At 55.0% G+C, this 25,073-nt stretch carries 22 protein-coding genes and 2 pseudogenes; 14 read left to right on the top strand and 10 right to left on the bottom strand.

Going from position 1 to position 25,073, the window contains the following annotated elements; all coding sequences use genetic code 11:
• Window positions 1-186: 186 nt before the first annotated feature.
• Window positions 187-1,233: a hypothetical protein gene (locus G7026_RS08635; protein WP_015275572.1), complete on the bottom strand. Its 1,047-nt coding sequence runs from the start codon at window positions 1,231-1,233 to the stop codon at window positions 187-189.
• A 198-nt stretch (window positions 1,234-1,431) separates the two neighbouring features.
• Here G7026_RS08635 and G7026_RS08640 point away from each other — a divergent pair.
• The 13 genes and pseudogenes from G7026_RS08640 to G7026_RS08700 all read left to right on the top strand — a co-directional run.
• Window positions 1,432-1,536, top strand: a pseudogene (locus tag G7026_RS08640) (integrase); the annotation flags it as partial.
• A gap of 494 nt (window positions 1,537-2,030) precedes the next feature.
• Window positions 2,031-4,394 (top strand): heavy metal translocating P-type ATPase, encoded by a 2,364-nt coding sequence (locus tag G7026_RS08645; protein WP_015275571.1) that lies wholly within the window; start codon window positions 2,031-2,033, stop codon window positions 4,392-4,394.
• 92 nt (window positions 4,395-4,486) lie between these two features.
• Window positions 4,487-4,867 carry a hypothetical protein gene (locus tag G7026_RS08650; protein WP_003292653.1) on the top strand — a complete coding sequence of 127 codons (381 nt, stop codon included), beginning with the start codon at window positions 4,487-4,489 and terminating at the stop codon, window positions 4,865-4,867.
• A 92-nt stretch (window positions 4,868-4,959) separates the two neighbouring features.
• Complete coding sequence (locus tag G7026_RS08655; RefSeq protein WP_003292652.1) at window positions 4,960-6,213, top strand: TolC family protein; 1,254 nt, start codon at window positions 4,960-4,962, stop codon at window positions 6,211-6,213.
• Entirely contained in the window at window positions 6,210-7,661 is a 1,452-nt protein-coding gene (locus G7026_RS08660) for an efflux RND transporter periplasmic adaptor subunit (protein WP_015275570.1), read from the top strand. The genes G7026_RS08655 and G7026_RS08660 overlap by 4 nt, the downstream gene beginning before the upstream one ends.
• Entirely contained in the window at window positions 7,658-10,822 is a 3,165-nt protein-coding gene (locus G7026_RS08665) for an efflux RND transporter permease subunit (RefSeq protein WP_003292650.1), read from the top strand. Before G7026_RS08660 ends, G7026_RS08665 begins: the two co-directional genes overlap by 4 nt.
• Complete coding sequence (locus tag G7026_RS08670; RefSeq protein ID WP_003298789.1) at window positions 10,819-11,175, top strand: copper-binding protein; 357 nt, start codon at window positions 10,819-10,821, stop codon at window positions 11,173-11,175. Before G7026_RS08665 ends, G7026_RS08670 begins: the two co-directional genes overlap by 4 nt.
• Window positions 11,176-11,317: 142 nt before the next feature.
• Window positions 11,318-11,635, top strand: coding sequence for a co-regulatory protein PtrA N-terminal domain-containing protein (locus G7026_RS08675; RefSeq protein WP_003292648.1), 318 nt, complete (start codon window positions 11,318-11,320; stop codon window positions 11,633-11,635).
• 32 nt (window positions 11,636-11,667) lie between these two features.
• A complete protein-coding gene (locus tag G7026_RS08680; protein ID WP_003292647.1) occupies window positions 11,668-11,925 on the top strand; it encodes a DUF2933 domain-containing protein in 258 nt (85 codons plus the stop codon).
• Window positions 11,926-11,948: 23 nt separating this feature from the next.
• Entirely contained in the window at window positions 11,949-12,179 is a 231-nt protein-coding gene (locus G7026_RS08685) for a hypothetical protein (protein ID WP_003292646.1), read from the top strand.
• Between the two features lie 90 nt (window positions 12,180-12,269).
• The gene (locus G7026_RS08690) at window positions 12,270-13,643 is read left to right on the top strand and encodes a heavy metal sensor histidine kinase (RefSeq protein WP_003292645.1); all 1,374 of its coding nucleotides are present in this window, start codon (window positions 12,270-12,272) and stop codon (window positions 13,641-13,643) included.
• A gap of 204 nt (window positions 13,644-13,847) precedes the next feature.
• Entirely contained in the window at window positions 13,848-15,416 is a 1,569-nt protein-coding gene (locus G7026_RS08695) for a hypothetical protein (RefSeq protein WP_233270224.1), read from the top strand.
• A 544-nt stretch (window positions 15,417-15,960) separates the two neighbouring features.
• Entirely contained in the window at window positions 15,961-16,416 is a 456-nt protein-coding gene (locus G7026_RS08700; protein WP_003292642.1) for a DUF305 domain-containing protein, read from the top strand.
• Here the strand turns inward: G7026_RS08700 and G7026_RS08705 are convergent.
• The 7 genes from G7026_RS08705 to G7026_RS08735 all read right to left on the bottom strand — a co-directional run bounded on the left by G7026_RS08705 (window position 16,391) and on the right by G7026_RS08735 (window position 22,784).
• Window positions 16,391-17,080: an SDR family NAD(P)-dependent oxidoreductase gene (locus G7026_RS08705; protein ID WP_231600321.1), complete on the bottom strand. Its 690-nt coding sequence runs from the start codon at window positions 17,078-17,080 to the stop codon at window positions 16,391-16,393. The two genes, G7026_RS08700 and G7026_RS08705, sit on opposite strands and share 26 nt — an antisense overlap.
• 414 nt (window positions 17,081-17,494) lie before the next feature.
• Window positions 17,495-17,824, bottom strand: coding sequence for a four-helix bundle copper-binding protein (locus G7026_RS08710; protein WP_015275568.1), 330 nt, complete (start codon window positions 17,822-17,824; stop codon window positions 17,495-17,497).
• A gap of 478 nt (window positions 17,825-18,302) precedes the next feature.
• Entirely contained in the window at window positions 18,303-19,112 is an 810-nt protein-coding gene (locus G7026_RS08715; RefSeq protein ID WP_003292639.1) for a c-type cytochrome, read from the bottom strand.
• A 9-nt stretch (window positions 19,113-19,121) separates the two neighbouring features.
• On the bottom strand, window positions 19,122-20,120 hold the full coding sequence (locus G7026_RS08720) for a copper resistance protein B (RefSeq protein WP_158187311.1): 999 nt from the start codon (window positions 20,118-20,120) through the stop codon (window positions 19,122-19,124).
• Window positions 20,110-20,391, bottom strand: coding sequence for a hypothetical protein (locus G7026_RS08725; protein WP_174236879.1), 282 nt, complete (start codon window positions 20,389-20,391; stop codon window positions 20,110-20,112). Before G7026_RS08725 ends, G7026_RS08720 begins: the two co-directional genes overlap by 11 nt.
• Window positions 20,392-20,415: 24 nt before the next feature.
• Window positions 20,416-22,257 (bottom strand): copper resistance system multicopper oxidase, encoded by a 1,842-nt coding sequence (locus tag G7026_RS08730; RefSeq protein WP_158187310.1) that lies wholly within the window; start codon window positions 22,255-22,257, stop codon window positions 20,416-20,418.
• Window positions 22,258-22,574: 317 nt separating this feature from the next.
• Window positions 22,575-22,784 carry a co-regulatory protein PtrA N-terminal domain-containing protein gene (locus G7026_RS08735; protein ID WP_015275566.1) on the bottom strand — a complete coding sequence of 70 codons (210 nt, stop codon included), beginning with the start codon at window positions 22,782-22,784 and terminating at the stop codon, window positions 22,575-22,577.
• 424 nt (window positions 22,785-23,208) lie between these two features.
• Here G7026_RS08735 and G7026_RS08740 point away from each other — a divergent pair, with 424 nt between their 5' ends.
• Entirely contained in the window at window positions 23,209-23,889 is a 681-nt protein-coding gene (locus tag G7026_RS08740) for a heavy metal response regulator transcription factor (RefSeq protein ID WP_003292635.1), read from the top strand.
• A 90-nt stretch (window positions 23,890-23,979) separates the two neighbouring features.
• Here G7026_RS08740 and G7026_RS08745 read toward each other — a convergent pair.
• Both G7026_RS08745 and G7026_RS08750 read right to left on the bottom strand, forming a co-directional pair.
• Window positions 23,980-24,318 (bottom strand): annotated as a pseudogene (locus G7026_RS08745) (three-Cys-motif partner protein TcmP); the annotation flags it as partial.
• A gap of 219 nt (window positions 24,319-24,537) precedes the next feature.
• Complete coding sequence (locus tag G7026_RS08750) at window positions 24,538-24,984, bottom strand: hypothetical protein (protein ID WP_003292632.1); 447 nt, start codon at window positions 24,982-24,984, stop codon at window positions 24,538-24,540.
• Window positions 24,985-25,073 lie beyond the last annotated feature (89 nt).

Below are 25,073 nucleotides of genomic sequence, written 5' to 3' on the forward strand. Positions count from 1 at the left end.
AAGAGAGACCGAAGAAAGGGCTTGGTGGGTTAACCCCATCGGCCTATGCCGAGCAACTGGCCTCGAAAGCCGTTACATTGACCCAGGACTCTAAAGCCAGCTGCTACTGAAGACGGGGAGACGTCGCCTTGCCCGGCCGAATCCTTGCCCGATGCGCGGCCGGCGGGCGTGCCGTGGAGTATAGGGCTAGCCCAAAATAATAGGGGATGGAAGAATCGATTGAGCATTCGGCTGAACGTATCGTCGGGATAATAGGCATTTAGTAAAATTCAATGCCAATGCTTCGGAATCAGTGGTAACTCCCGGCTGTAACATGCTACCGCGCCCTTCGACAAGAATGGCTGCAAACGACAATAAGCTAATTAAATTAAAAAGCCGCAAGAAATTACTCGGTGTTGCGTAGCCTTTAAAGAATCCATGCGCAATCCCATGCCGATTTAAAACAAAGTGCGATGGTAACGACTCTGTATGACCGTAAAAACACCCACGGAAGTACATTTCCATGCTCTCCAGCATCTGCACTCGCTCATGATATCGACTTAAATAGTTTATCGTTAATTCCTTGTCTGGATACCAATCATAACCTGCGACCAGTCGTTTCAACTCACCTTGCTTTATTCGATGAAAAACCTTTAGAAGCGTCTCTATATTCACGGCATCCTTAACTGGAAGAGAGACGTGCTTTCCAAGCTCTCTTAGGAACCCTTCTATGCAAGGCAGAATTCCAACAATTGCCACGCCGTACAGACCCAGACAGTATGCCTTTACAGCCTCAATCAGCTGTTCTTGATACTGAGCAAAAGTGATGCGCTGAGACCATGCCCCACAAATCAGGTCGGCCATTCGTGGGGGCGTGTACATTTCCAACAGCATATTATTCGCGTGAGCGTACCTTTCCTCTTCACTGTTGCTTTTCGAGATTTTTCCGCCGTATTCAGATAGAAATCCAAAGCTATGATATGGGGGGAGTACTATCTCAGTAGTCGCAAACGTATCTCTGTACCAAGCTAGCCCAGAGCCCACTTTGATTTCCGAAAGATCTCTTGGAAAAAATGCACACTCACCAGATGAAACAATTTTATATCCGCGAATATCCCGAAAACAGCTCAGCTTCGCTTCCTGCAAACTATCAAACTCATGCTTCCCTCGATGTAAGCAAGCTTCTACTGCTTTTATTCCTCGCCCCAGCGCCATCGATTTTCTGCACTGCTTGTAAGCCTTAGCGAAGTCCATAGCTGCCCTTGTTATTCGACCCACTGATTCGATCGAACCTACCTGACAACACCTAGCCACGCAAACCATCTGCCGGCGCAGCCCGGCGGTAATGACTGACACGCAATTATTAGACGAATTTGAACGTCAGCTTCTGGCCGGTTAGCGACCATTGCTCTGGCTAGCCATCCTTGTCCTCCCACACGTGGAGGACTTGCCATGAACATCATCGCTACCTGGAGCCGTCAGCCCTGGAACAAAGGGAAATTGGTCGGGCAGAAAATCCCGCTCCGACTGAGAGATATCTGGGCGATCCGAGTAAGGGGTCATGCCGAGATATAAGTAAAATTCACTCACTTCGCACGTAACGTGTTGATGCCAAGAGAATTTACCAAATCGACCGCACAGCCTCTGATCGTGGACTATCTTTTCTGACTCCTCAGAAAAGGAGTTCCTATGGCTTCATTAGAGCGTACGGCGTATCCCACTCTGCCAAAGGCGTATTCAAAAGCAGAGTACCTGCGCTTAGGCTTTTGCACGGTTCGGTATTCATCAAAATGAAGCGGCCGAGCATCGAACAATGGAGGCATAGGCTAGGCCAGCAGGCGGTATCTGCGCGAGCTACTTTTCCAGCAGCTCGCTTCAACATACATACGACCTGACATACCAGAGAACCTGACAGAAATGTAATGGTTACTTCAGCCTTTGGTCAGGACGCTTTGCATATATTGGCTGTCAGACGCTGCAAGCATTGAAAAACCGCAAATGTCCCTGCAATAGGCCAAGTTCGTCGCTAACCAATCCATAAGGTGCCCCGTATGTCCTCTCAGCAGTGCCATCACCAGCCCGACCAAACGAAAGGTACTGCAGCACTCACAGACCCCGTCTGCGGGATGAAGGTGGAAGAGGATAGCGAGCATCAAGAGCATTATCAGGGAAGCACTTACCGCTTCTGCAGCCAGGGTTGCCAGACCAAGTTTCGTTCCGACCCTGCTCGATATCTCGCTGCACCGCAGGCTCATGGAACCTCCTCTCGGGCATCTACCCCACCCGCACAGAAACCACCCGCCGGTGATGCAACGACAGAGTACACCTGCCCGATGCACCCTGAGATCCGCCAAATGGGTCCAGGTGATTGCCCTATCTGTGGGATGTCATTGGAACCTCTGATCCCTGAACTCGACGAGGAGGAGAATCCCGAACTCAAGGACTTCTCGAAGCGATTCTGGTGGTCTCTGCCCCTGACCGTAGCAGTAACCCTGTTGGCAATGGCGGGACATGCGATACCGCTGTTTCACGGGGCTAGCCAGAACTGGGTTGAACTGGCCCTCACGACCCCGGTTGTCTTGTGGGCAGGCTGGCCATTTTTCGCGCGCGGTCTCGCCTCGGTCAAACATCGCAGCCCAAACATGTGGACCTTGATCGGGCTTGGCACGGGGGCTGCCTATATTTACAGCGTCGTAGCAACCCTCTTACCGAGCATGTTTCCAGAGTCATTCACAGTAGGCGGCCGGATAGGCGTTTATTACGAAGCCGCCGCGGTGATCATTTCATTGACTCTGCTGGGCCAGTTGCTGGAATTGAAGGCCCGCTCGCAGACGTCCTCGGCAATTAAGTCCCTGCTTGGCTTATCACCTAAAACCGCTCGCCGTATCGCCAAAGATGGTTCAGAGGAGGACATCCCGCTCACACATGTTCATGAGGGCGACCATCTGCGCGTTCGTCCTGGTGAAAAGGTACCCGTTGATGGAGAGGTATTGGAGGGCGAGAGCGCCGTCGATGAATCCATGCTAACGGGCGAGCCGGTTCCGGTGACGAAGCGGACAGGCGATTCGCTTATCGGCGCGACGATGAACACGAGCGGCTCGCTTGTCATGCGAGCCACCAGGGTTGGCTCCGGGACTATGCTTTCACAAATCGTCCAGATGGTTGCGAATGCACAACGCTCCAAAGCACCCATGCAGCGAATGGCAGACACGGTTGCAGGTTATTTCGTGCTGACGGTCATCGGTATCGCCTTGCTGACATTCTTTGCATGGGGCCTGTTCGGGCCTGACCAGGGCTGGGTATTCGGCCTGATCAATGCAGTTGCGGTTTTGATCATTGCTTGCCCTTGCGCACTTGGCCTGGCAACGCCTATGTCGATCATGGTTGCCACAGGCAAAGCGGCTGGAAGTGGAGTGCTTTTCAGAGACGCAGGCGCCATCGAAAATGTCCGTAAGGTAGACACGCTGATTGTCGATAAAACAGGAACCTTGACCGAGGGCCGACCTGTCTTCGATCGGGCCATAGGCGTCACGCCGTTTGACTCGCAGGAAGTCATCCGTTTGTCTGCCAGCTTGGATCAAGGTAGTGAGCATCCCCTAGCCCACGCGATCGTAGACCATGCCAGAAGCGAAGGTCTCCAGCTGGCGAAGCCAGAGACCTTCGAGTCAGGGTCAGGGATCGGAGTCCGTGGTCTGGTGGAAGGCAAGCAGCTACAGCTAGGCAACACCGCGCTTATGGAAGATGCGGGTGTGAGCGTCGAGCCGTTGAAATATCAGGCAGAAAAAATGCGCGAGAGCGGTACCAGCATTGTGTACCTGGCTGTTGATGGGGCACTTGCCGGCTTGCTGGCCGTATCGGACCCAATCAAACCGACTTCCAAGGAAGCTGTAGCGCGGCTCCAAGCGGAGGGCGTGCAAGTCATCATGGCCACCGGCGACGGGCTTACCACTGCCCGCGCGGTGGCTCGTGAGCTATCGCTCGATGAGGTGCATGGCGAAGTGAAGCCGCAGGACAAGGAGGCGCTGGTGGTTAAGCTACAAGCCCTAGGTAAAGTAGTCGCCATGGCAGGCGACGGAATAAATGATGCGCCGGCGCTCGCCAGGGCTGATGTCGGCATAGCGATGGGCACGGGCACTGACGTCGCCATGAACAGCGCCCAAGTTACGCTCGTTAAAGGTGACCTGATGGGGATACTGCGCGCGCGCACGCTTTCGGTGGCGACGGTTCGCAATATGCGTCAGAACCTTCTGTTTGCCTTTATGTACAACGGGTTGAGCATCCCGATTGCCGCAGGTCTGCTCTATCCGTTCTTCGGACTGTTGCTGTCTCCGATGATTGCTGCCCTGGCCATGAGCCTCAGCTCAGCATCGGTTGTGTTCAACGCACTCCGGCTCCGTCAAACGCGTGTAGTTTGAAGCCTGTCGGCTTAGGCTTAGGCTTAGGCTTCGGTTGCGAAGCGACCGATTGCCTCATTGATTGCTCATGAATTGCCCCGTAAGCTGGAAATATGACGTCCTACATGCGCTCCTTCCTTATCCTGCTGCTAGTGCTTGCGCTTCAGATCAATGGGATAGCGGAAATGCTCATGACGGTTGGATCGTCCGGGCATCACATGATGTCCGATATGGAAGGTGTGGGCGCCATGACGACCGACCACGCTTCGATGGTTGGCGCCGATGACGGTGCTGAACACGAGTGCTGTGAAGCGAATGAGCATGGAACGGCGACCGTCTGCAAGACGGGCCAAGAATGCAAAACTGCAAGTATCCTTCAGCTTGTCTCAATAAAAGCCCAGCTGATGCCTGCTGCTAAACCCGTGACCACTCCCTATAACGGCCTGATCCCCTCTAGCCTTTTAGACGCCGTCTGGCGTCCACCCCGCGTCTAATTCCGATCAAATTATAGGAACCGCCCGAGTGAGCATTCGGGCCGGCTACTGCGCGCCTTTGGCTCGCATGAAAGATCAGGAATCCTTCGCAAATGAAACCCCGTATTTATTGGGCGCCGCCGTACGTGGCCGCCTTGATCATGGGCGCGCTCTCGTTTCCAGGGTTAGCGTCCGCTTTGACCTTAGAACAAGCTCTGAGCGTGGCCGAGCAAGACGCGCCTTCGCTGCATGCGCAAGCCGCCAACCTGGTGGCCGCACGCAGCGCTGCAATCCCTGCCGGCGAGCTTCCTGACCCTAAACTTAAGCTTGGACTGCAAAGCGTGCCCATCGAAGGTGACGCTCGCTGGCAGTTGGAGCAAGAGGCCATGACCATGCAAATGGTTGGGGTCATGCAAGATGTGCCAAACCGAGCGAAAAGGCGCGCTCGTGTCGAGGCCGCGCAGGCTAGTGTTGCGCTCGCAAACGCCCAGCAAACGGTTGAACGTCTCGGTGTGCGCCAAGCAACCGCCGAGGCATGGATCGCTAGCTTCGCGGTCGAGCAGAAGCTAAGCCTTTTCAAGCAGCTTTACAGCGAGAATCAGCTCCTTTCGCGGGCTGTTCAGGCCCGCATTGCTGGCGGCAGCGGACAAACCGCAGACAGCGTACTTCCGAGGCAAGAGGCAGCATTGCTGGCTGAACAAGAGGATGAGCTGCTGCGTAACCAGGCTGTTGCGCGGGCCGGCCTCCGGCGCTGGATAGGCGAGCTAGCAGGCCAGCCGCTTACAGGTGACTGGCCGCAATGGCTTGCCGCCGTTGATAACTATCAGCACAACCTGAACCGGCACCCGGCGTTACTCGCCTTCGACCCGATGACTCGTGAAGCGGAGGCAAAGGTTCACCAGGCCATCGCAGAGAAAACACCGGATTGGAGTTGGGGGATCGACTACCTGCGACGTGGCCGTGAGTACGGCGACATGGTGAACCTCAGCGTCAGCTTCGACCTGCCGCTGTTTACCAGCTCTCGGCAGGATCCGAAGATCGCGGCCGAACGAGCTCGCCTTGCCCAGATCGAGGCTCAGCGCCAAGCGACCTTGCGCCTGTACAACCAAGAGCTGAGTACTGACCTCGCTGAGTATCAGCGTCTGGACCGCGCACTCATCCGCCTCGACAAAACCTTACTACCCCTCGCTGAAGAGAAGGTCCGCCTTGCCATGGCCGATTACCGCTCCGGAAGCGGTGAGCTGACCGCTGTGATCGAAGCGCGACGACAGCTTGTGGAGACCCGGCTACGGCGTATTGACGTCGCCCGCGATCGATCGTTGAGCAATGCCCGCCTGCATTTCGCCTTTGGAGATACCCGACCATGACATTCCAACACAAGCGGCTGGTACTCGCCTTCAGTCTGCCTCTGATGATTAGCGCTGCAGCGCTAATCGGTCTGCCTACCGCAGCCTTCGGACAATCGCCTGCAGAAGAAGACAAGGAAGTGCTCTATTGGTATGACCCTATGGTCCCCCAGCAAAAGTTCGATAAGCCGGGCAAGTCGCCATTCATGGATATGGAATTGATTCCACGCTATGCAGATGAGGGAAGCGACGGGGCATCGATCAGTATCGACCCGAGCGTGACGCAGAATCTCGGCGTGCGCTTTGCAACCGTAACGCGTGAATCGATCAGCCAGTCGCTCGAAGCGACAGGCGCATTGATGTTCGACGAGCGAGACGTGGCGGTTGTGCAGGCGCGTGCCGGTGGCTTTGTCGAGCGCGTTTACGACCGAGCACCGGAGGATGTCATCGAAAAAGGCGCGCCGTTAGCCGATCTGCTGGTTCCCGAATGGGTTGCCGCACAGGAAGAGTACCTGGCGCTCAAAGGGATTGGCGAACCCCAGCTGCTCGCAGCGGCTCGCCAGCGGTTGCGCCTTGCTGGCATGCCGCCAGAAGTCATAGTGCAGCTAGAACGAACTGGTAAAGCGCGCCCTGTTTGGACAGTGAGGAGTCCAATAGGCGGCGTGCTGAACAGCCTCGACGTTCGCGAGGGCATGACCGTATCCACTGGTGCGTCTCTGGCACGTGTTAATGGGCTGGAAAAGGTATGGTTAGAGGTTGCGGTGCCTGAGGCGCAGGTTGCAAATGTGGCGCCTGGGCAGCTGGTCAACGCGCGCCTCCCGGCCTTTGCAGGTGAAGTTCTGGAAGGGACGATCCAGGCCGTACTACCACAAGCCAACTTGGATAGCCGTACTGTGCGCGTCCGGGTTGAACTGCCTAATCCGCAACAACGGCTTCGTCCCGGCATGACGGCCGAGGTGACGTTGAGTCGCAACGTCGAAGATGTCTTGGTCATCCCGTCCGAGGCGGTCATTCGCACCGGTCGGCGCGCATTGGTGATGCTGGCCGAGGATCAAGGCCGTTACCGCCCGATTGAGGTTCGCACAGGCCGGGAATTCGATGACCAGACAGAGGTGCTTGAAGGGCTGGAAGCCGGTCAGAAGGTCGTGGCGTCCGGTCAGTTTCTCCTGGATTCAGAGGCGAGCCTACGCGGGCTGACCGCTCAGGGTTTGGAGGAGCCTGCAACTTCTACAGAACCTGCGCTGCACGAGGCTGAAGGTACGATCGTCAGCCTGGAAGATGGCATGGTTGGCCTGTCGCATGGGCCGTTCAAGACGCTGAACATGCCTGGGATGACAATGTCCTTTCCGGTTGCAGATCAATCGCTCCTAACAAAGTTGCAGACCGGCGATCACGTCCGTGTCGGCGCGCGTGAAAGCGAAGAGGGCCTGGTCATTGAGCACATCGAGAAGCTGGGGGGCCAGCGATGATCGCAGCCATAATTCGCTGGTCAGTGGCCAACCGCTTTCTGATCCTGCTGGCTACTGTGTTCGCGGTGGCTTGGGGTGTCTGGTCGGTCAAAAACACCGCTGTTGATGCATTGCCAGACCTTTCCGACGTTCAGGTCATCATCCGCACGCCATACCCCGGGCAGGCGCCCCGGATCGTTGAGAATCAGGTCACCTACCCACTGACGACGACCATGCTGTCTGTCCCCGGCGCAAAGACGGTCCGCGGCTACTCCTTCTTCGGGGATAGCTACGTGTACGTCCTGTTTGAGGACGGCACCGACCTCTATTGGGCCCGTTCTCGGGTGCTGGAGTACCTGAGTCAGGTGCAGAGTCGGCTTCCCGCCGCCGCCAAACCCGCTTTGGGCCCTGACGCCACAGGTGTCGGCTGGATCTACCAATATGCTTTGGTAGACCGAACGGGCAAACATGACCTCTCGCAGCTGCGCTCTTTGCAAGATTGGTTCCTGCGCTATGAGCTCAAGACACTGCCCAACGTGGCGGAAGTCGCGCCCATAGGCGGGATGGTCAAGCAGTATCAGGTCGTACTGGATCCCGTGCGCATGGCAAGCAGGGGCGTGACGCAGCAGCAGATTGCAAAGGCGATCGATGAAGCCAACCGTGAAACCGGCGGGAGTGTTCTGGAACTCGCAGAAACCGAGTTCATGGTCCGTGCGACCGGGTATCTCAAGACACTCAAAGACTTTCGAGCCATTCCTTTGCGTCTCGACGGCGGCGTGCCTGTGACGCTAGGGGACGTTGCGCATATCCAGCTCGGCCCGGAAATGCGCCGGGGCATCAGCGAGCTTGACGGTGAAGGTGAGGTAGTCGGCGGCGTGGTGATCCTGCGGAGCGGCAAGAACGCTCGGGAAACCATCGCTGCCGTTCAGACCAAACTGGATGAGCTGAAAGCGAGCCTGCCCCAAGGCGTCGAAATCGTCACGACGTACGACCGTAGCAAGCTGATCGACAGTGCCGTTGAAAACCTCACGCACAAGCTCATCGAGGAGTTCATTGTCGTTGCGTTGGTTTGCGCGATTTTTCTGTGGCATCTGCGCTCGTCGTTGGTCGCCATCGTGTCGTTGCCGATCGGCATCCTGATTGCTTTTGTGATCATGCAGCGGCAAGGCATCAACGCCAACATCATGTCGTTGGGTGGCATCGCGATCGCCATCGGAGCGATGGTCGATGCAGCAATCGTCATGATCGAAAACGCCCACAAGCACATTGAGGCCTGGCACAAGCGGCATCCTGACTCCACCTTGAAGGGCCAGGAGCACTGGAAGGTCATTACTGACGCGGCTGTTGAAGTGGGGCCGGCACTGTTCTTCAGCCTGCTGATCATCACGCTGTCGTTCATACCAGTGTTCACCCTGGAGGCGCAGGAAGGCCGGCTGTTCGGTCCACTGGCGTTCACCAAAACCTATGCAATGGCAGCCGCCGCGGGCCTGTCTGTCACGCTGGTTCCGGTGCTCATGGGGTATTGGATCAGGGGCAAAATCCCTGACGAACACCGTAATCCACTCAACCGTGGCCTCATCTGGATCTACAAGCCGGCCCTGGACGCGGTACTGCGCTGGCCCAAGATGACTCTGCTGGTGGCTGTTCTGGTCTTCCTGACAGGCTTGTGGCCGGCCTCTCGCCTTGGTGGGGAGTTCTTGCCCCCGCTGGATGAAGGTGACCTCCTTTATATGCCCACTGCGCTTCCAGGCCTCTCCGCTCAGAAGGCTTCTGAGCTACTGCAGCAGACGGACCGGCTCATAAAAACGGTTCCAGAAGTTGCACACGTGTTCGGTAAGGCTGGTCGAGCCGACACCGCTACAGATCCCGCCCCGCTGGAAATGTTCGAGACGACCATTCAGTTCAAGCCGAAGGATCAATGGCGCCCTGGGATGACGCCTGACAAGCTGGTTGAGGAGTTGGATCGCACCGTACAGGTACCTGGATTAGCCAATCTGTGGATCCCGCCGATTCGAAACCGTATCGATATGCTGGCGACGGGTATCAAGAGCCCGATCGGGGTGAAAGTGTATGGCACTGACTTGGCACAGATCGACAAAGCCACCCAGGCAGTGGAAAAAATCGCCAAAACGGTGCCTGGGGTCAGTTCGGCACTTGCTGAGAGACTGACCGGCGGCAGGTATATCGATGTGGATATCGATCGTGTCGCCGCCGCACGCTACGGCCTGAATATCGCGGACGTGCAATCGATCGTGGCCGGTGCCATCGGTGGTCAAACCATTGGTGAAACCGTGGAAGGGCTCGCCAGGTATCCGATCAACCTCCGCTATGGCCGCGAGTGGCGCGACTCGATATCCGATCTGCGCAACCTACCGATCTACACGCCGCAAGGCAGCCAGATCACGTTGGGGACCGTGGCCAAAGTACAGGTGACAGACGGACCGCCCATGCTTAAAAGCGAAAACGCAAGGCTGTCGGGCTGGGTTTACGTCGATGTTCGTGGCCGCGACATGGCGGCTGTGGTGGGCGATCTGAGGGAAAAGATCAGCAAAGGGGTCCAGCTCGAATCCGGCATGAGCATCAGCTATTCCGGCCAATTCGAATTCATGGAGCGAGCTAACGCGAAGCTGAAGCTCGTCGTGCCGGCTACCTTGCTCATCATTTTTGTCTTGCTCTACCTCACGTTTGGGCGCTTTGGGGAGGCGTTGCTGATCATGGCCACGCTGCCATTCGCCCTAACCGGTGGCGTCTGGTTCCTCTATTTGCTCGGGTACAACCTATCCGTAGCGACAGGAATCGGTTTCATCGCACTGGCAGGCGTTTCTGCTGAGTTCGGCGTCATTATGCTGCTGTATTTGAAGAACGCATGGACAGATCGGGTTAACGCTGGAGCCCATGGCGAAGGCGTACTGCTCGACGCAATCCGCGAAGGCGCTGTGCAGCGGGTGCGCCCCAAGGCCATGACCGTAGCAGTGATTATCGCCGGTCTGCTGCCCATCCTCTGGGGTAGCGGAACCGGCAGCGAAATCATGAGCCGCATCGCCGCGCCCATGGTGGGCGGGATGATCACCGCCCCTTTGCTCTCCCTGTTCGTTCTGCCGGCAGCTTACCTGCTGATGCGCCGCCGGCAATTGCGAGTTACCACCCAGCAAGCAACCAACCCCACTGGAGAACATCCATGAACATTAAGCACATCACCCTTGCCTCACTCTTCCTGGTGCCAGTCGCCTATGCCGCCGACAAGGAGCCAATGGACGGCATGCCGATGGATCACAAAGGCATGAACATGCCAATGGACCAGAAGTCGGCGGGACAGACCGCTACAGCCACAGGTACGGTCAAGAAAGTAAACACCGAGAGCGGAACCGTCACCATTGCCCACGGCCCGGTCGAAGCGTTGGGCTGGCCGTCGATGACGATGGGCTTCAAAGCAAAGCCTGATCAGCTCCAAACGCTGAAAGAAGGGGACCAGGTCGAATTCGAGTTCTCCTCGAAAGGTATGGATTCCACCATTACGCGCATCGAAAAGCAGTAAAGAGCAGAAAGCGACCGCCGCAGGCGCGGCGGTCGTACCAACACGAGAATGAAGCGATTACCGCTTTGTAACCTTGGCAACAGCTTCTTGTAAGTAGCAAGCCTTTAATCTACAGGCATCAACTAACCAAGAGGTGCAAACCATGAACCGCATAACCAAAGTAATCGTTCCTTTTATTCTGACCGTTGCTTCCTCGCTTGCAATGGCCGAAGGCGGAAGCGAACGTACGCTGAATCGCTTAAATGACTCGGCAGGAGCAAAGCCCACCCTTAAGGAGCTTGTCAAAGAGGGTCAAGTGCTGAGCATCGCACCTGCAGGGGCGACCGGCACGACTCGAATGATTCAAAACTATAGAACTAGTGCCCAAGTCCAGACGTATGAGATGAAGGTCAAGACCCCCGACGGGAAGATCCATACGGTAGAGTTCCTGAGCACCCCAGTTGGCGTGAACAATGGCTAATCTGCCAAGCTTAATATCCGAGGGATAGTTAGATGAGCAGCATAATATCCAAGATTAAAAGCGTACTGCAGCGCAATCCGGTCGTAACGGGGTTAACCGCAGCTGTGGTTGGCTACATGCTACTGAACCAAAGCACTGCGGCGTTGGCAACAACGCTGCCAAGCCTGCTCTTTCTCTTGCCCTGCTTGTTGATGATGGTCGTATGCATGAAGCATATGTCTAGCGGTAAGTGCGACAAGCCCAAGGAGCCCAACGTTGGCGAAAACACCTTGTTAAGCAAAAGCGAATAACCCACTGAACTTAGAGATTTAACATGCGAAAGGCCATCACCGTTACAGCAATCGCAATCACCTTGGCGAGCGGACTGAGTTTCGCAGCGGCAGATAAAGCGGACCAAAGCCATTCAGAAACCGGCATGATGAGCGGCGACAAGCATATGGAAATGATGGGTGACATGCGTGGAATGATGAAAGAGTGTCGTGAGATGATGGGGGCCGCCAAAGCCGACCACTCGCAAAATGGCGAAAATCCAGACGCAGCATAGGATATGAGGGTGTGAGTAACAATGATCGAAGCAGGTGGGGGGTGCCCCACCTGCTTTTTTGTGCTTGATGGCCTAACCAGGACCGTACTGATGGGAAAAGTGTCACTGACGAGCAGAATGGCGATAGCTTTCATGCTCGTGGTTACGGTTGTGCTGCTGGCGGCCGCAATCAGCTTTAATTATTTTTGTCAGCTCCATTTCGAACGCAAAGATGCACAAGTGCTTAATGAAAAGGCCGCTGCAGTAGAGCGTACGCTACTCAACAGCTCAGCATTCGGGCCTGAGACCGCTTCAAGGATCGATGCCGTTATTGAGCACTCCTTTGGCTTCGCGACTGCGGTTGTAGTAGACGGTAAGACGGTTTACTCCCATCACAATCTGTCTGAGAGCTTGCTACCTCTTGTCACAGACATCCAAGAGGAACGCTGGACGGTAAGTTTCGGTGGCCACCAGTACAGCGGAATTACCAGAAAAGTAAATCGGTGGGTAGAAGGGCAGGACACTGTTATCTATTTGGCTTTGGATGTAACGCACCGAATCCACTTCTTCGATATGATTCAGCAGTGGTTTGCTTATACGCTTGTCGTTAGTGCACTTCTGAGTGGCGCGTTAGGTGTTGTTCTGATCAGGAAAGGCTTAAAACCAATAGACGAACTGTCCAAGACTTCTTCTACGGTAACCGCCCACTGCTTAGATACCAGAATTCCAACCGAGTCGGTGCCAGGCGAGCTGCATGAACTCGTAGACAACTTCAACGAAATGCTTTCGCGCTTGGACGACTCTTTTCTCAGATTGTCAGGTTTCTCAGCGGATATCGCGCATGAGCTAAGAACGCCGCTGAACAGCATGCTTACCCAAATGGAGGTCGCGCTCTTGCGCGACCGCGAGAATACCGACTACAAAGACATTTTGTATTCCGCCCTCGAAGAACTTAGGCGCATGTCAAAGATGGTCGATGACATGCTATTCCTCGCCAAGGCGGACAACGGGAAGATTACGCCCAATGCCGAAGATGCCAGCATGGCTGAGATTACCGCGAGCGTTATCGAATATTACGAGCTTGCAGCCGAGGACAAAAAGGTAGAAATCGCGCTTTCAGGCGATGGATCGGTACATGGCGATAAATCGATGCTGAGACGGGCCGTCTCAAACATAGTCTCTAACGCAGTTCGATATGCAGAGGAAGGCAGCACCATCAGCGTTGAAATAAGCGAGAGCGGTGGCTCGGTTTGCACAGCCATATCCAACCGAGGCACAACGATTCCAGCCGAGCTTCAGGCCCGAGTGTTTGATCGATTCTATAGGGTCGACACCGCAAGGCGCGAAGGAACCACCATGAATGCGGGCCTCGGCATGGCTATCACTCGTTCGATAGTCGAAGCGCACAAAGGGCGCATCGCTTGCGAATCAGCTGAGGGGCATACGACTTTCACAATGACGCTTCCAAAGCTTATGTCTAGTTAATGGCAGAGTGCCAGCAACGACCCTGACCTACGCTCATAGAAACGCCAGGCTGAACCGAAAGAGGCCGAGACTTTCGAAGCTGTATGTTTGGTTCTGGAGGTTCCCGTGCAAGCGTCCTCATCGAGAAAATGCGGTACGACAGCCGCAGCGCTCAACGAAGCGTGCTTCTGCGTAAGCCTAGATCAAGCTGCGCTCGTAAACTCATTGACCGAACAGCTTGGGAATTCAGAGCTGTCGGAGCTATTGAAGTCACGTTGCCCTCATGTGTTTGCAGCACGACCGGTCTTTGTTTCATCCTTGCGGCTGCGCCAGGTTAATGAGGTTATTCAGGCCATCGAGCAGACCGTGAGCTCGCCCGGTTGGCGTGAGCATGCTCTGGATTCTGCACCTCCTATTGCCCGACACGATCCTCGGGGCGCGCGCGGCGTCTTCTTTGGCTACGACTTCCATCTGGATGATGACAAGCTTGGGCTCATCGAAATAAACACAAATGCGGGCGGAGCGATGCTAAACGTATTGCTCGCCCGCGCGCAGCGTAGTTGTTGCAGCGGCGTAGTCGGGCTTTCGCCAGGTCAGGAAGGACCCGGCGGCTTCGAGCGTTCGATTCTGGATATGTTCGCCCAGGAATGGTCTACGAGCGGCGAGCCACGTCCGCTCACGCGCGTGGTGATCTTGGATGAAAGCCCACAAGCCCAATACCTGTATCCGGAGTTCCTTCTTTTTCAGCGGTTATTCGAGTCAGCAGGAATCGACTGCCTAATCGCAGACCCAGCCGATCTGGCCTTTCACAACGAGTCCCTCTTGGTCGACGGAAAGCCTGTGGATCTCGTCTACAACCGACTCACCGATTTCTATCTGGAAGGCGACAATTGCAGCGCGCTGCGCAGCGCTTATTTGGCTGATGTCGTGACGGTAACGCCACACCCTCAGGCCTATGCCCTTTACGCCGACAAACGCAGGTTGGTTGACCTAACCAACGCACGTTTTTTGGAAGAGATTGGCGTTGATCAGCAAATCCGAACCGTATTGGCCCAATACGTCCCGCTTACCGTTCCTGTCGGGCATGGTAATGCAGAGCACCTGTGGCAAAACCGCCGTAGCCTCTTTTTCAAGCCTGTCAGCGGGTATGGTAGTCGCGGTGCATACCGAGGAGACAAGCTCACCAAGCGCGTTTGGGAAGAAATCGTTGGCGGAAACTACGTGGCCCAGTCCCTTGTAGCTCCTGGCGAGCGTAGAATCGTCGCCGACCCTCAGGTACGATCGATGAAGTTTGATCTGCGCGCTTACGCTTATGCTGGCGAGGTGCAGTGGAACGCTGCCAGGGTCTACCAAGGCCAGACGACCAACTTCAGAACAGAGGGGGGCGGTTTTGCTCCCGTTTTTACCTTAGGCGAGGAAGAGGAGCGAGCCGGTTCTACAGAGCAACGGTCGCACGCCTCGTTCACGTTCTTGCTCGACGAAACCGGCGCCGTAGAGGAACTGCCGCACCCGCTATATCTGGCGCTGGTTCGAGCCGAAATGGCTACTTCTAAGCTTGCCGGTAAGCGTTTCCGATTGGCGGACTGGTATGTGGCAATGGAAGATGGCCATCCTTCCGAAGTCATCCGAGAATTGTACGGCTGGGTTGCTTTCGACGCAGATGGCGCCTACCACCCTGAAGTTGGCCCACCAGAAAATGGTCAGCCAAATAGTATTGGCAATGTTGACTCATCTGCCCTGCCAACACCGGAAGAACATGATCGAATCGAAGGTCTGTTGTTTCAAAGTGAGTGAGGTCCCGCGCGCCACGAAAGGCGCGGCTTGGGACAGAATAACCTCGCCGCTCAGTTTTGGAGCCAGCTACACCCAGCCGTCTTAGCCGCCACACATCTAATGTGCGAATACTAACCCTGCGGTCACACTCGACAAGAACGTGGCATATGCTGGGTGCTGAATTGTTCTCTCCGAGTGTTCTATTGCTCACGATAACTCTTTGGGCTTGCTAAGCCGAGTAGTCGGGTCTCAAGGCTTGAAGGCCATCTTAGTGGGCCCGCTCTTTCGCGCAGTGGTCCATAGCGCGACGTTGGTATTGTCTGCTTATAAGCTATTAGCGATTGATTAGTTCAGGGGAACATTACGCGTAGTACAGCGCTGGCAGCGCTTTAAGCCGGTCTTAAAGCGGTCGATGATTACATTTTTGTAAGCTTCTCAAAAAATCGAAACCTCATCATCTTCGGCTTGTCTGTTTTTAGGAGAGCATTCGAAAGCCACTTCTAAGCAGGGCTGCGCGAACACGTTGAGTCGCCGATCCAGCAGCAATCATTAAAGAGGTCTAACTATGCAAATGTCTTACTGGCGCTTTGCAGCGATGGTAGCCACGTCTACGATCATTATGTATGGCGTGATGTACTTAAATACTTACTCGTTCGAGCATGTTTTTTGGAGCGAGACTCGCGCTTGGATGGCATTAGTGATGGGCGCGGTAATGGCAGTAGTCATGCTCGCATTCATGCTCAACATGTATAAGCGTAAGTCAGTAAACCTAGCGATATTGGCAGGAAGTGCAGTAGCTTTTACCATTGCACTATGGCTTGTACGTGGGCAAGCGACGGTAGACGACACGGACTACATGAAGGCCATGATCCCCCACCATTCCATAGCAATCCTAACAAGTGAACGAGCTCAGATTTCAGATCCTCGCGTCCGCAAGTTAGCTGACGAAATCATCGACGCTCAGCGCCGAGAAATCGCAGAAATGAAGTCCCTGATCAATGAACTAGAAAGGGCAAATTGATTCCCAGAAACGGTGTGTCCACAGCCCAGGGCATGACGGTGGCGACATTGATGGTCTCGCTACCGCTCAGGCGAATCTCCTCAGCGATTGCCGCGCCGAGATTTATGACGCCACCTTTGGTCGCTGCGGAGGAGGCATGATAAGCCAGCGGTATCTCGCTCTCGACTGAGCCCACGTTGACAAGCGTGCCGAAGCCTTGAGCTCTGAACTGGCGCATGGCTGCGTGGCTGCCATAGATCATGCCCTTAAGATTGACATCCACGATCCGCGCATGGTCCTCGACGGGAACGTCCTCGAAACGACCCAGCGCTCCGACCGCAGCGTTGTTAATCCAAACGTCGATCCTGCCGAAACGCTCGATGGCGGCTCGTGCCAAGTCCTGCATCTCGTTCGGGTTGCTCACGTCGGTGGTCACCACCAGTGCCGATCCTCCAGCCATGCGTATCTGCGCGGCCAGTTCTTCGAGCACGTCGGTCCGGCGGGCCGCTAGCACCACGTCGCCTTGCAGAGCGGCAAGCTTGAGCGCCACGCCGCGGCCGAAGCCACTGGAGGCACCAGTGATGACAAAGGTTTTGCGAGCAACGCTTGGCTGGTCGCTTGGTTTCAGGCGCGGGGAAACGGCGCAGCCACTGAGTTGCAGAACGGCGAGCAGTACTAGCAGCAAAGCCAATCGCTGCGATGGGAATATTCGCAAAACCATTTTCGTTTTCTCCCAGCAAAATAAGGTCGCATGGCCCGCTTGGTTGTTGTTGGACCGCCTTTTTGCCAGGAGCTTTCATGCTAATTCACTCAATTAGTTTTCAGCGCTCAATCGGGAGACAGTGGCAAGAGAATAGACCGTTACGGTGGCGATCATCGGTGGCTAAGTAAGAGTTGCTAGCGCGTAACTATCGTATTTCGCTTTGGAATGAAATGCTGCTGGACAGGGATTGATTCGCTCTTGGCAGTTGCGGGTATCGTACGCACTTTTTCGATATGTCATGGAGGCGCGAACATTAAGCGCACCATGGCTTTTCTTATTCTTCGAGGGGCTCTGACACTCCCAATTTAGTAGTGCCAGAGCAGTGAGTTACGGATGTTATCCTGCCATACGCTCACATTCCTCAGCGCAGTTCATGCACGCCTTCGCACACTCTTGGCAATGATCCATTTCATGCTTCGCGCATTCCTCTCCGCATGCACGGCAGATCTTGGCGCAAAGGGCGCAGAACTTCTTAGCATATTCACTTTCGCGGCTCATCAGTGTGGCAGCCAACCTGCAAATGTCCGCGCAGTCGCGGTCAAGCTCGATGCAGCGAGCCATCATTTTTACATCATCCTCGCGTAGGCAAGCAGAGGCGCACATTTCGCACACTAGGGCACAGTTCGAACAAGCTTGGATACAGGATGCGAACATTGAGTTTGTCATTTACGTTCTCCAGGGTTCGATAGTTGTATTTCGTCGTTTGGTTACTGGCCGATATGGCTCATCAGCCTGTTAGCAGACACTGAATTACGACACGCTCCTACCGAGCCCGTTTCGAAAAACCTCATTACAATGTTGTAAGGTAAGTCCAACCGCACCGGGGATCTGCGGGCGCAGTTGGTGGCGATGTGGCCGTCAGATTGCCTGTACGGCTTCGCTAGTCTGTTCGAGATGATTGAGTTGAAAATGAGGGAGCTCCCTGTCGCCACGACTGGGAGCATTCGTTGGGGAACGGCCGGAGCGCAAGCCGCTTAACTAGGTAAGTTACTGGCCTTGCGGCCTAACTTTTAGGAAGGAAGCAATTGCAAAGCCCTCCGGTACCGTTGCGTCGACTAGGATGGCCTAGGGCCGATCCTCTGCTTGCTGAACCGCCTTTCTTAGAGCCTCGATCAGAACCGCATAGGCACACATATACCGGATGTTAGTGCTCGTGTTGCTTCCCGTCTGCGTGCACATGGTTTTTTGAAGGGGATTTGCCTTCCGCATCGGCACTGTCACTGCCATTGCTGTGCTCAACCGCCTGGGGCTCCTCGGACGCATGATGGTCATCGCTTTCGTTATTACCATGATGACCGGAGCCTGATTGGCCGGATGCTCCACCTGTGCTGCTGGAGCCATGGTGATCCGAGCCGCCACTGTCGCCCTGATGGTGGTCGCCCGAGGCCATCTCGCCGTGTTGCTCACTATGCCCAGCTGGGGTCTCCCCACCACCATGCTGGTGACCACCGCTAGACGCAACGAGTGCTCGATACGCTCCTTCATCTAACTCAGGAAGCTTCTGCAGAAAAGCCACCATTCCCCAGATGTACGGGTCAGCCATGCTTTTACCCCACGCGGGCATCCCAGTGGCCTTAATGCCATGCTTGATGACCCAAAATGTTTTTGCTGGGTCATCGTATGGCCCCGCTTCAGCCAGGCTGGGTGGAGCGGGATAAAGGCCATTGCTTAGCTCGGTCTCAGCCATGCCTGGCGCCAAATGACAACCCACACACATCGAGTCGTAGTTCCCCGCCCCGGCGCGGATTTGGTCTTCATCGTCGAGAGATGGCACGACTATGTCTTCGGAGCGAACCTCAATCGAGCGATTGCGAGCAGTTTCCAGGAATGCGTGCACGACTCCCGTATGAGGATCATCCGCGGCAACGTTTATTAGTCCCGAGAAAACAACACCGGCCACCACCAACAGGCCTAGTGCGCAGAAGGCAGCGAAGCTAATAATTATTCTTTTCATCTAGGGTCCTTAAAACCAAAGCCTGATGCCAGCAACGAACCGCGCCTCATCTACGTCTTCGCCTTCATCTCTCGCCATATCGGCGGTATTACCGTATGCCCGGCTCCACGTGACGCCGATGTACGGTGCGAACTCACGAACGATTTCGTATCGGAGGCGGAGCCCCACCTCTGTATTTGCTAGACCAGCGCCCACTCCGCGTGCAGGATCGTCCTTGCCATAGAAATTGAGCTCGGCAGTCGGTTGGAGGATGAGCCGGTTAGTTAGGAGAATGTCGTACTCGCCTTCAAAACGTGCTGCTGTCTGCCCACCTTCACCGACGAAGGCGGTGGCTTCCGCCTCAAACCCATACAGAGCCATCCCCTGGACGCCTAAAGCCGCCCACGTCTGCGGCGACTCGGGCTTAAAGTCCTGGCGAACACCTGCTACTACATCCCACCAGGGACTGATTGCACGCCCGTAAAGCGCCTGAATTTCCGCGTCTTCAGTAACGCCATTCGTTCGCTCACCTTCCGAGCGAAACCAGAACCGATTGATATCGCCACCAACCCAGGCAGTAGCTTCCCAACTGAGGGTGCTACCTTCATTTGCGTCCTGGTACTCAAGTTGATCTAGCAGAAGGAACCAGGCCAGATACTTGTCATGGACCGTATGACCTTGAAGACCAGGGAAAGCCGCTTCTCTATCCGCATCGGTCAATACTGGAATGAACGAGGGATGAACCATGCCGGGCATTTCGAGCGTATCGTCATGCTTCATTTGGCCATGGTTCATCTTGCTATGGTCCATCGCACCATGACCCATTGCAGAATGGTCCATTTGCCCACCGGAGCCATGATTCATTGTCGCGGGCTTGGCAGAAGATGCAGGGGCTTGAGCTGCCGGAATAGGAGGGGTTTGATGCATCGAGTGATCCATCATCTCGGCGGCGTTGGCTATCCGTCCAGCCGCTGCGCTCAACGAAACTCCGAGCGCAATAAGAGCAAAGCGAGAAGATCTAGTGGTCATGGTGCGAATCCACCTCAGTACCAGTAGCCTTCGGGTCATGATCCATCTTGCCATGGTCCATTTCACCATAGCCATGACCCATGTCGCCGTGGTCCATTTCTGAGTTAGAGGAGCCTTGTGTCTGAGATGCCGGCTTGTTGCCTGAATTTTGCGACGAAGCCGATGGTTGCTTGTGCTGATCATGCGTTTGCTCTGCAAACGCAGCTGATATATTCATTACGCCCAGCAGACTGAACATTAACGCGCTGCCGATAAGAGTTTTACGCTTCATAAAATTTCCCATATAAAGTTCCTCTTACTCGTCCACTCGGACTTCACGAAACATGCCCATTTCCATGTGAAGCAGTAGGTGACAGTGATAAGCCCAACGCCCGAGTGCATCGGCTGTCACGCGGTAGCTGCGCTTCGAACCTGGAGGCATGTCGATCGTGTGCTTGCGAACCATGAACTTTCCATTGTCATCCTCAAGATCGCTCCACATACCATGCAGATGAATCGGATGGGTCATCATGGTGTCGTTGACCAAAGTGATGCGTACCCGCTCGCCATATTTGAGCCGCAGGGGCTCTGAATCAGAGAACTCTATGCCGTCAAATGACCAGGAGAACTTCTCCATGTGGCCGGTGAGATGGAGTTCGATCGTCCGACTGGGCTCACGGCCGTCCGGATCGGAGAAAGTGCTTCTCAAGTCGCCATAGGTCAGGACTCGGCGGCCGTTGTCTCGTAAGCCAATACCGGGATCGTTCAGCCTGTGAGTTGGGCTCATGGTCTGCATGTCCACCAGTGGGTTATTGGACTCTGAGGGCGGGTGCGATTGAATATCTGCGCTCATTCCAGCCATTCCAGAGTGGTCCATCCCGGACATCCCACCCATTTTGCTGTGATCCATGCCGGCCATTGCGCCCATGTCGCCCATCCCTTGCATGTCACCGTGGTTCATGCCGGACATGTTGCTATGGTCCATCGCGCCCATGTCGCCGCCATGGTCCATGCCCGCCATACCGCCCATGCTGCCGTGATCCATCCCCATGTCGTTCATGGTGATTAGTGGTCTAGGATCGGTTTCTGGAACAGGAGCGCTCAGCCCTTCGGCAACCGCTAGCGTGCCACGGGCGTATCCTGTGCGATCCATCGATTGGGCGAAGATCGTGTAAGCCTCCTCGGTCGCAGGCTCGACAATCACATCGTAGGTTTCTGCCACGGCAATGCGGAATTCGTCGACGCTAACTGGGTTGACGTATTGGCCATCGGCTGCGACTACAGTCATCTTCAGCCCTGGAATGCGGACATCGAAATAGCTCATGGCCGAGCCGTTGATGAACCGCAGACGAAGCTTCTCGCCGGGCTTAAAGATGCCGGTCCAGTTCCCGTCGGGTGCTTGGCCGTTCATTAGATAGGTATAGGTGTAGCCGCTTACGTCGGCGAGGTCGGTGGGACTCATTTTCATCTGAGCCCACATTTTCCGATTCGCAATCGTAGCGGCCCAGCCGTCTTCGCTCACGTCGTTAATGAAGTCTCCGACAGTGCGCTTGTGGAAGTTGTAATAATCGGACTGCTTCTTGAGCTTAGAAAGGATTCGAGCGGGATCCTCATCGGACCAATCAGTCAACATCACCACATAGTCGCGGTCATAGCTGAACGGTTCGGGATCCTTCGCATCGATGACCAAGGGACCATAGACACCAAGCTGCTCTTGTAGGCCTGAATGACTGTGGTACCAATAGGTACCGTTCTGTTTAACCTGAAACTTGTAGACATACATGCCATCGGGAGCGATGCCGTGGAAGCTCAATCCAGGCACGCCATCCATGTTGGCCGGCAGGATCATGCCGTGCCAGTGAATCGATGTATCTTCGCTCAACTTATTTCTGACTCGCAGCGTGACGGTATCCCCTTCACGCCAACGTAGAAGCGGCCCTGGGATGGTCCCATTGATAGTCATCGCTGTCCGGGCCGCGCCGGTGATATTGACCGGCGTCTCCCCAATCAGCAGATCGAACTCCGTGCCACTTAGTACGCTGGGCTGGCCTGGGCTAGTCACTGCCCAGACCGGAGCTCGCCACAAGCCAAGACCGCCAAGGATGCCTGCGGCAGTCAAGCCTTTAACAAAGGTTCGCCTAGAGGTTTTACGTTGCATGTGTAGGTTCCAATCAAACTAAGGAGCCAAGCCGAAACCAGCCGTAAGGTTGGTGTTGCCAGCGTTAATTGATCTTAGAAACTCGCGCACGGTCTGTCTTATCAAGCGACTCGCCTTTAATCGTAAATATGGCATGCCTAAGAAAGACGCGGGATTACATTTTTGTAAGCTTAAAGCGCTTCAGAAATCGCCCAAAAAATCGCCTGTGAGCATGTCAATCTCCAGGTGGAAGCTGCGCAATGGCTTTTGATTTCCGTGCAAGGATCCGGTTGCAACGATACTCAAGGTGCATGCTCACAGTTGCGTAAGGTTTCGCTTCAGCAATTAGCGTGGGCGTGCTTCGCTGAAGTTGCTTTTGAGGCTACCTCCTGGGCTTGGTCCTTCTGGTCAGCCTGATAACTAGCGATCGCTATTTGGCGAGCCTGCTCCATACGAGCAAAGGTACGATCACCACCACCTTCTGCCATTGCATAGGAAGAGCTTGCTGCGATGGCGAGCAGTACAGAAACGGATCTGAAGAATTTCATTACTTGTTACCTCGTTCGAAGACATGGGAGACCCAGCGCAGCTCCATAAATAGGGGCTTTGGCTTGGTCCTGTGTCTAAGCTAACCGAGCGTTCCTGTCAGAACCCTGATTTAGACATTACGGTTTCGTCAGTAATGCATAAAAGCAGTGAGCCCAAGCGAAAGCGCAGGTAGCGTGCATGGTGCCTTTTCGTTCAGGCAAATAGGTCTTGTTTCCAGCGGGCAAAAAAAGGGCGCCATCTAGGCGCCGATAGGCCAAAGGAGCATGGAAAAGGCCAAAAAGCAGAGTGTGGGAGCAACTGCTGATGTAGACGTTAACGCTACAAGCTGTCAGACAGATGATGCGAGCATTACGTTTCTGTAAGGTACTGGCTGCACGCCCTGACAATCGGCACACTGCTCCAAATGCCGGAGGGAATACTTTCATGAAGCTTCTTGTTGCTGAAGACGAGCCGAAAACAGGCACCTACCTACAGCAGGGGCTTTCAGAGGCAGGCTTCACAGTCGATAGAGTTGAAAACGGGACCGATGCTGCTCAGCACGCGCTTCATACCACATACGACTTGCTCATCTTAGACGTGATGATGCCTGGCCTGGATGGGTGGCAGGTTTTACAGAAAGTCCGCGCTGCTGGTAATGAGGTTCCCGTGCTCTTTCTCACCGCCCGAGACGGGGTTCAGGATCGAGTAAAGGGATTGGAGTTGGGCGCTGATGATTATCTCATCAAGCCGTTTGCCTTCTCCGAATTGCTAGCCAGGATCCGTACGTTGCTTCGCCGCGGCAATAATGTCCCCAACCAAACAATACTCAAACTCCTCGACCTTGAGGTCGATCTGCTCAGGCGTCGAGTTACGCGATCGGGGAAACGAATAGACCTAACTGCAAAGGAATTCGCACTTCTTGAGCTATTACTTCGGCGTCGCGGGGAAGTGCTCTCAAAGTCCCTTATCGCCTCCCAAGTATGGGACATGAATTTCGACAGCGATACCAATGTGATTGAGGTGGCGGTACGACGGCTGAGAGCAAAAATCGATGATGAGTTCGAACCTAAGCTCATACAAACCGCGCGTGGGATGGGCTATTTGATCGACGCGCCAGACCCCTAGAGCGAAATGCTCGGCATTTCACGCGATGGGCCAAGCTACCGGTACCGATGCGGTTAAGGCGAGCCACCGAGCAAGGAGCGGTGCCGAACCTCAGTTCTCCGAGCTGGATTTCTTCAGCTGTGGCACGAAGAAGATGGGTCTCTGCGGGGGAGCTATCAGAATATCACTGGATTTGATGCTAGTGCCCTTGCGACGCCTGGTCTTGCCATCCTTACCGACCGCCAGCAAATCACCGGTCGCAACAGCGATATCGAGCGCCTGCTTTACGCGAAACTCGTCAGCCATGGTGTAGTTGGTCAATCCGCTCATCAGGCCCAAAAAAGGTTGCCGTTCTACCTCGTAGACCTGGTTGGGCAAGAGCTCTGAAAGTTCTCCTCGGACGCGGTCATCGGTGGCATCGTCGAAGTGATGCTCATCCAACAGCAAATCGTGTTTGCATGATGGCGAGCGTTATGAGGTGCATCTCTGTGAGGCCTGCTTTTTCCGAGCGCTGAGTGGTCTCCGCCGCGAGCGTATGGTCAACACCATGTTCGACGAGAATCCCGATAGGACTGGCGATGAGTTCGGCCTTGTGCAGCGGAGCGAATTCTGGAAAGACAACTGAGCTCGGTTCAGATGGGACTATGGATACGGGTAGGAAGTGGGGCGTTAGCCTCGCAGATGTAATGCAGCAGAGAAGATCACGTGTTTACTAATTCGACTGCCGAGAGACTGACACGCTGAGGTTGAGTACGTGCGATCTCCCTCCACTCGGTACTGGTGCCCAAGCTCGCTACCTTGTGCATCACGAATTGAAAGGATCTCCAGTAACGGCTCCATCAACCAGCGACCCACCTCGTTCATATGCCCGGGACTCACAAGATACGCCTGCTCCAGCCAGGCGTGCTCGGTCTGCGCAGCTATGACCTGTTCCAGCAATGGAACCGACGGAACCATTAGCATGCTTCGAAAGGCCGCGTTTCCATCGTCCTCAACGATCTGCAGGTAGAACCAGGGCCAGGTCATCTCTAGCTCGACATATGACCAGAACTGCACGCCATCTGGCGCTGTTGAGAGCCCAGGAAGCAGTTCCGCATTCCGACTGGTTTTGAACACGCGCCAATCTCCTAATGATAATTGTACTTGATTGATGAACAATATATTTTGTAGTCATATATTGTTCAATCGCGCTTCATCGTTCCATT

Origin of the sequence: Stutzerimonas azotifigens (genome assembly GCF_013522725.1) — a bacterium.
In the GTDB taxonomy this organism is placed as follows: domain Bacteria; phylum Pseudomonadota; class Gammaproteobacteria; order Pseudomonadales; family Pseudomonadaceae; genus Stutzerimonas; species Stutzerimonas azotifigens_A.

Coding starts and splice junctions, on each gene's coding strand:
- G7026_RS08720 (WP_158187311.1), bottom strand. CDS start 20,120: ATGACCACTAGATCTTCTCGCTTTGCTCTTATTGCGCTCGGAGTTTCG.
- G7026_RS08725 (WP_174236879.1), bottom strand. CDS start 20,391: ATGAAGCGTAAAACTCTTATCGGCAGCGCGTTAATGTTCAGTCTGCTG.
- G7026_RS08740 (WP_003292635.1), top strand. CDS start 23,209: ATGAAGCTTCTTGTTGCTGAAGACGAGCCGAAAACAGGCACCTACCTA.
- G7026_RS08660 (WP_015275570.1), top strand. CDS start 6,210: ATGACATTCCAACACAAGCGGCTGGTACTCGCCTTCAGTCTGCCTCTG.
- G7026_RS08670 (WP_003298789.1), top strand. CDS start 10,819: ATGAACATTAAGCACATCACCCTTGCCTCACTCTTCCTGGTGCCAGTC.
- G7026_RS08635 (WP_015275572.1), bottom strand. CDS start 1,233: ATGGACTTCGCTAAGGCTTACAAGCAGTGCAGAAAATCGATGGCGCTG.
- G7026_RS08680 (WP_003292647.1), top strand. CDS start 11,668: ATGAGCAGCATAATATCCAAGATTAAAAGCGTACTGCAGCGCAATCCG.
- G7026_RS08700 (WP_003292642.1), top strand. CDS start 15,961: ATGCAAATGTCTTACTGGCGCTTTGCAGCGATGGTAGCCACGTCTACG.
- G7026_RS08675 (WP_003292648.1), top strand. CDS start 11,318: ATGAACCGCATAACCAAAGTAATCGTTCCTTTTATTCTGACCGTTGCT.
- G7026_RS08715 (WP_003292639.1), bottom strand. CDS start 19,112: ATGAAAAGAATAATTATTAGCTTCGCTGCCTTCTGCGCACTAGGCCTG.
- G7026_RS08710 (WP_015275568.1), bottom strand. CDS start 17,824: ATGACAAACTCAATGTTCGCATCCTGTATCCAAGCTTGTTCGAACTGT.
- G7026_RS08730 (WP_158187310.1), bottom strand. CDS start 22,257: ATGCAACGTAAAACCTCTAGGCGAACCTTTGTTAAAGGCTTGACTGCC.
- G7026_RS08665 (WP_003292650.1), top strand. CDS start 7,658: ATGATCGCAGCCATAATTCGCTGGTCAGTGGCCAACCGCTTTCTGATC.
- G7026_RS08685 (WP_003292646.1), top strand. CDS start 11,949: ATGCGAAAGGCCATCACCGTTACAGCAATCGCAATCACCTTGGCGAGC.
- G7026_RS08690 (WP_003292645.1), top strand. CDS start 12,270: ATGGGAAAAGTGTCACTGACGAGCAGAATGGCGATAGCTTTCATGCTC.
- G7026_RS08650 (WP_003292653.1), top strand. CDS start 4,487: ATGACGTCCTACATGCGCTCCTTCCTTATCCTGCTGCTAGTGCTTGCG.
- G7026_RS08735 (WP_015275566.1), bottom strand. CDS start 22,784: ATGAAATTCTTCAGATCCGTTTCTGTACTGCTCGCCATCGCAGCAAGC.
- G7026_RS08655 (WP_003292652.1), top strand. CDS start 4,960: ATGAAACCCCGTATTTATTGGGCGCCGCCGTACGTGGCCGCCTTGATC.
- G7026_RS08645 (WP_015275571.1), top strand. CDS start 2,031: ATGTCCTCTCAGCAGTGCCATCACCAGCCCGACCAAACGAAAGGTACT.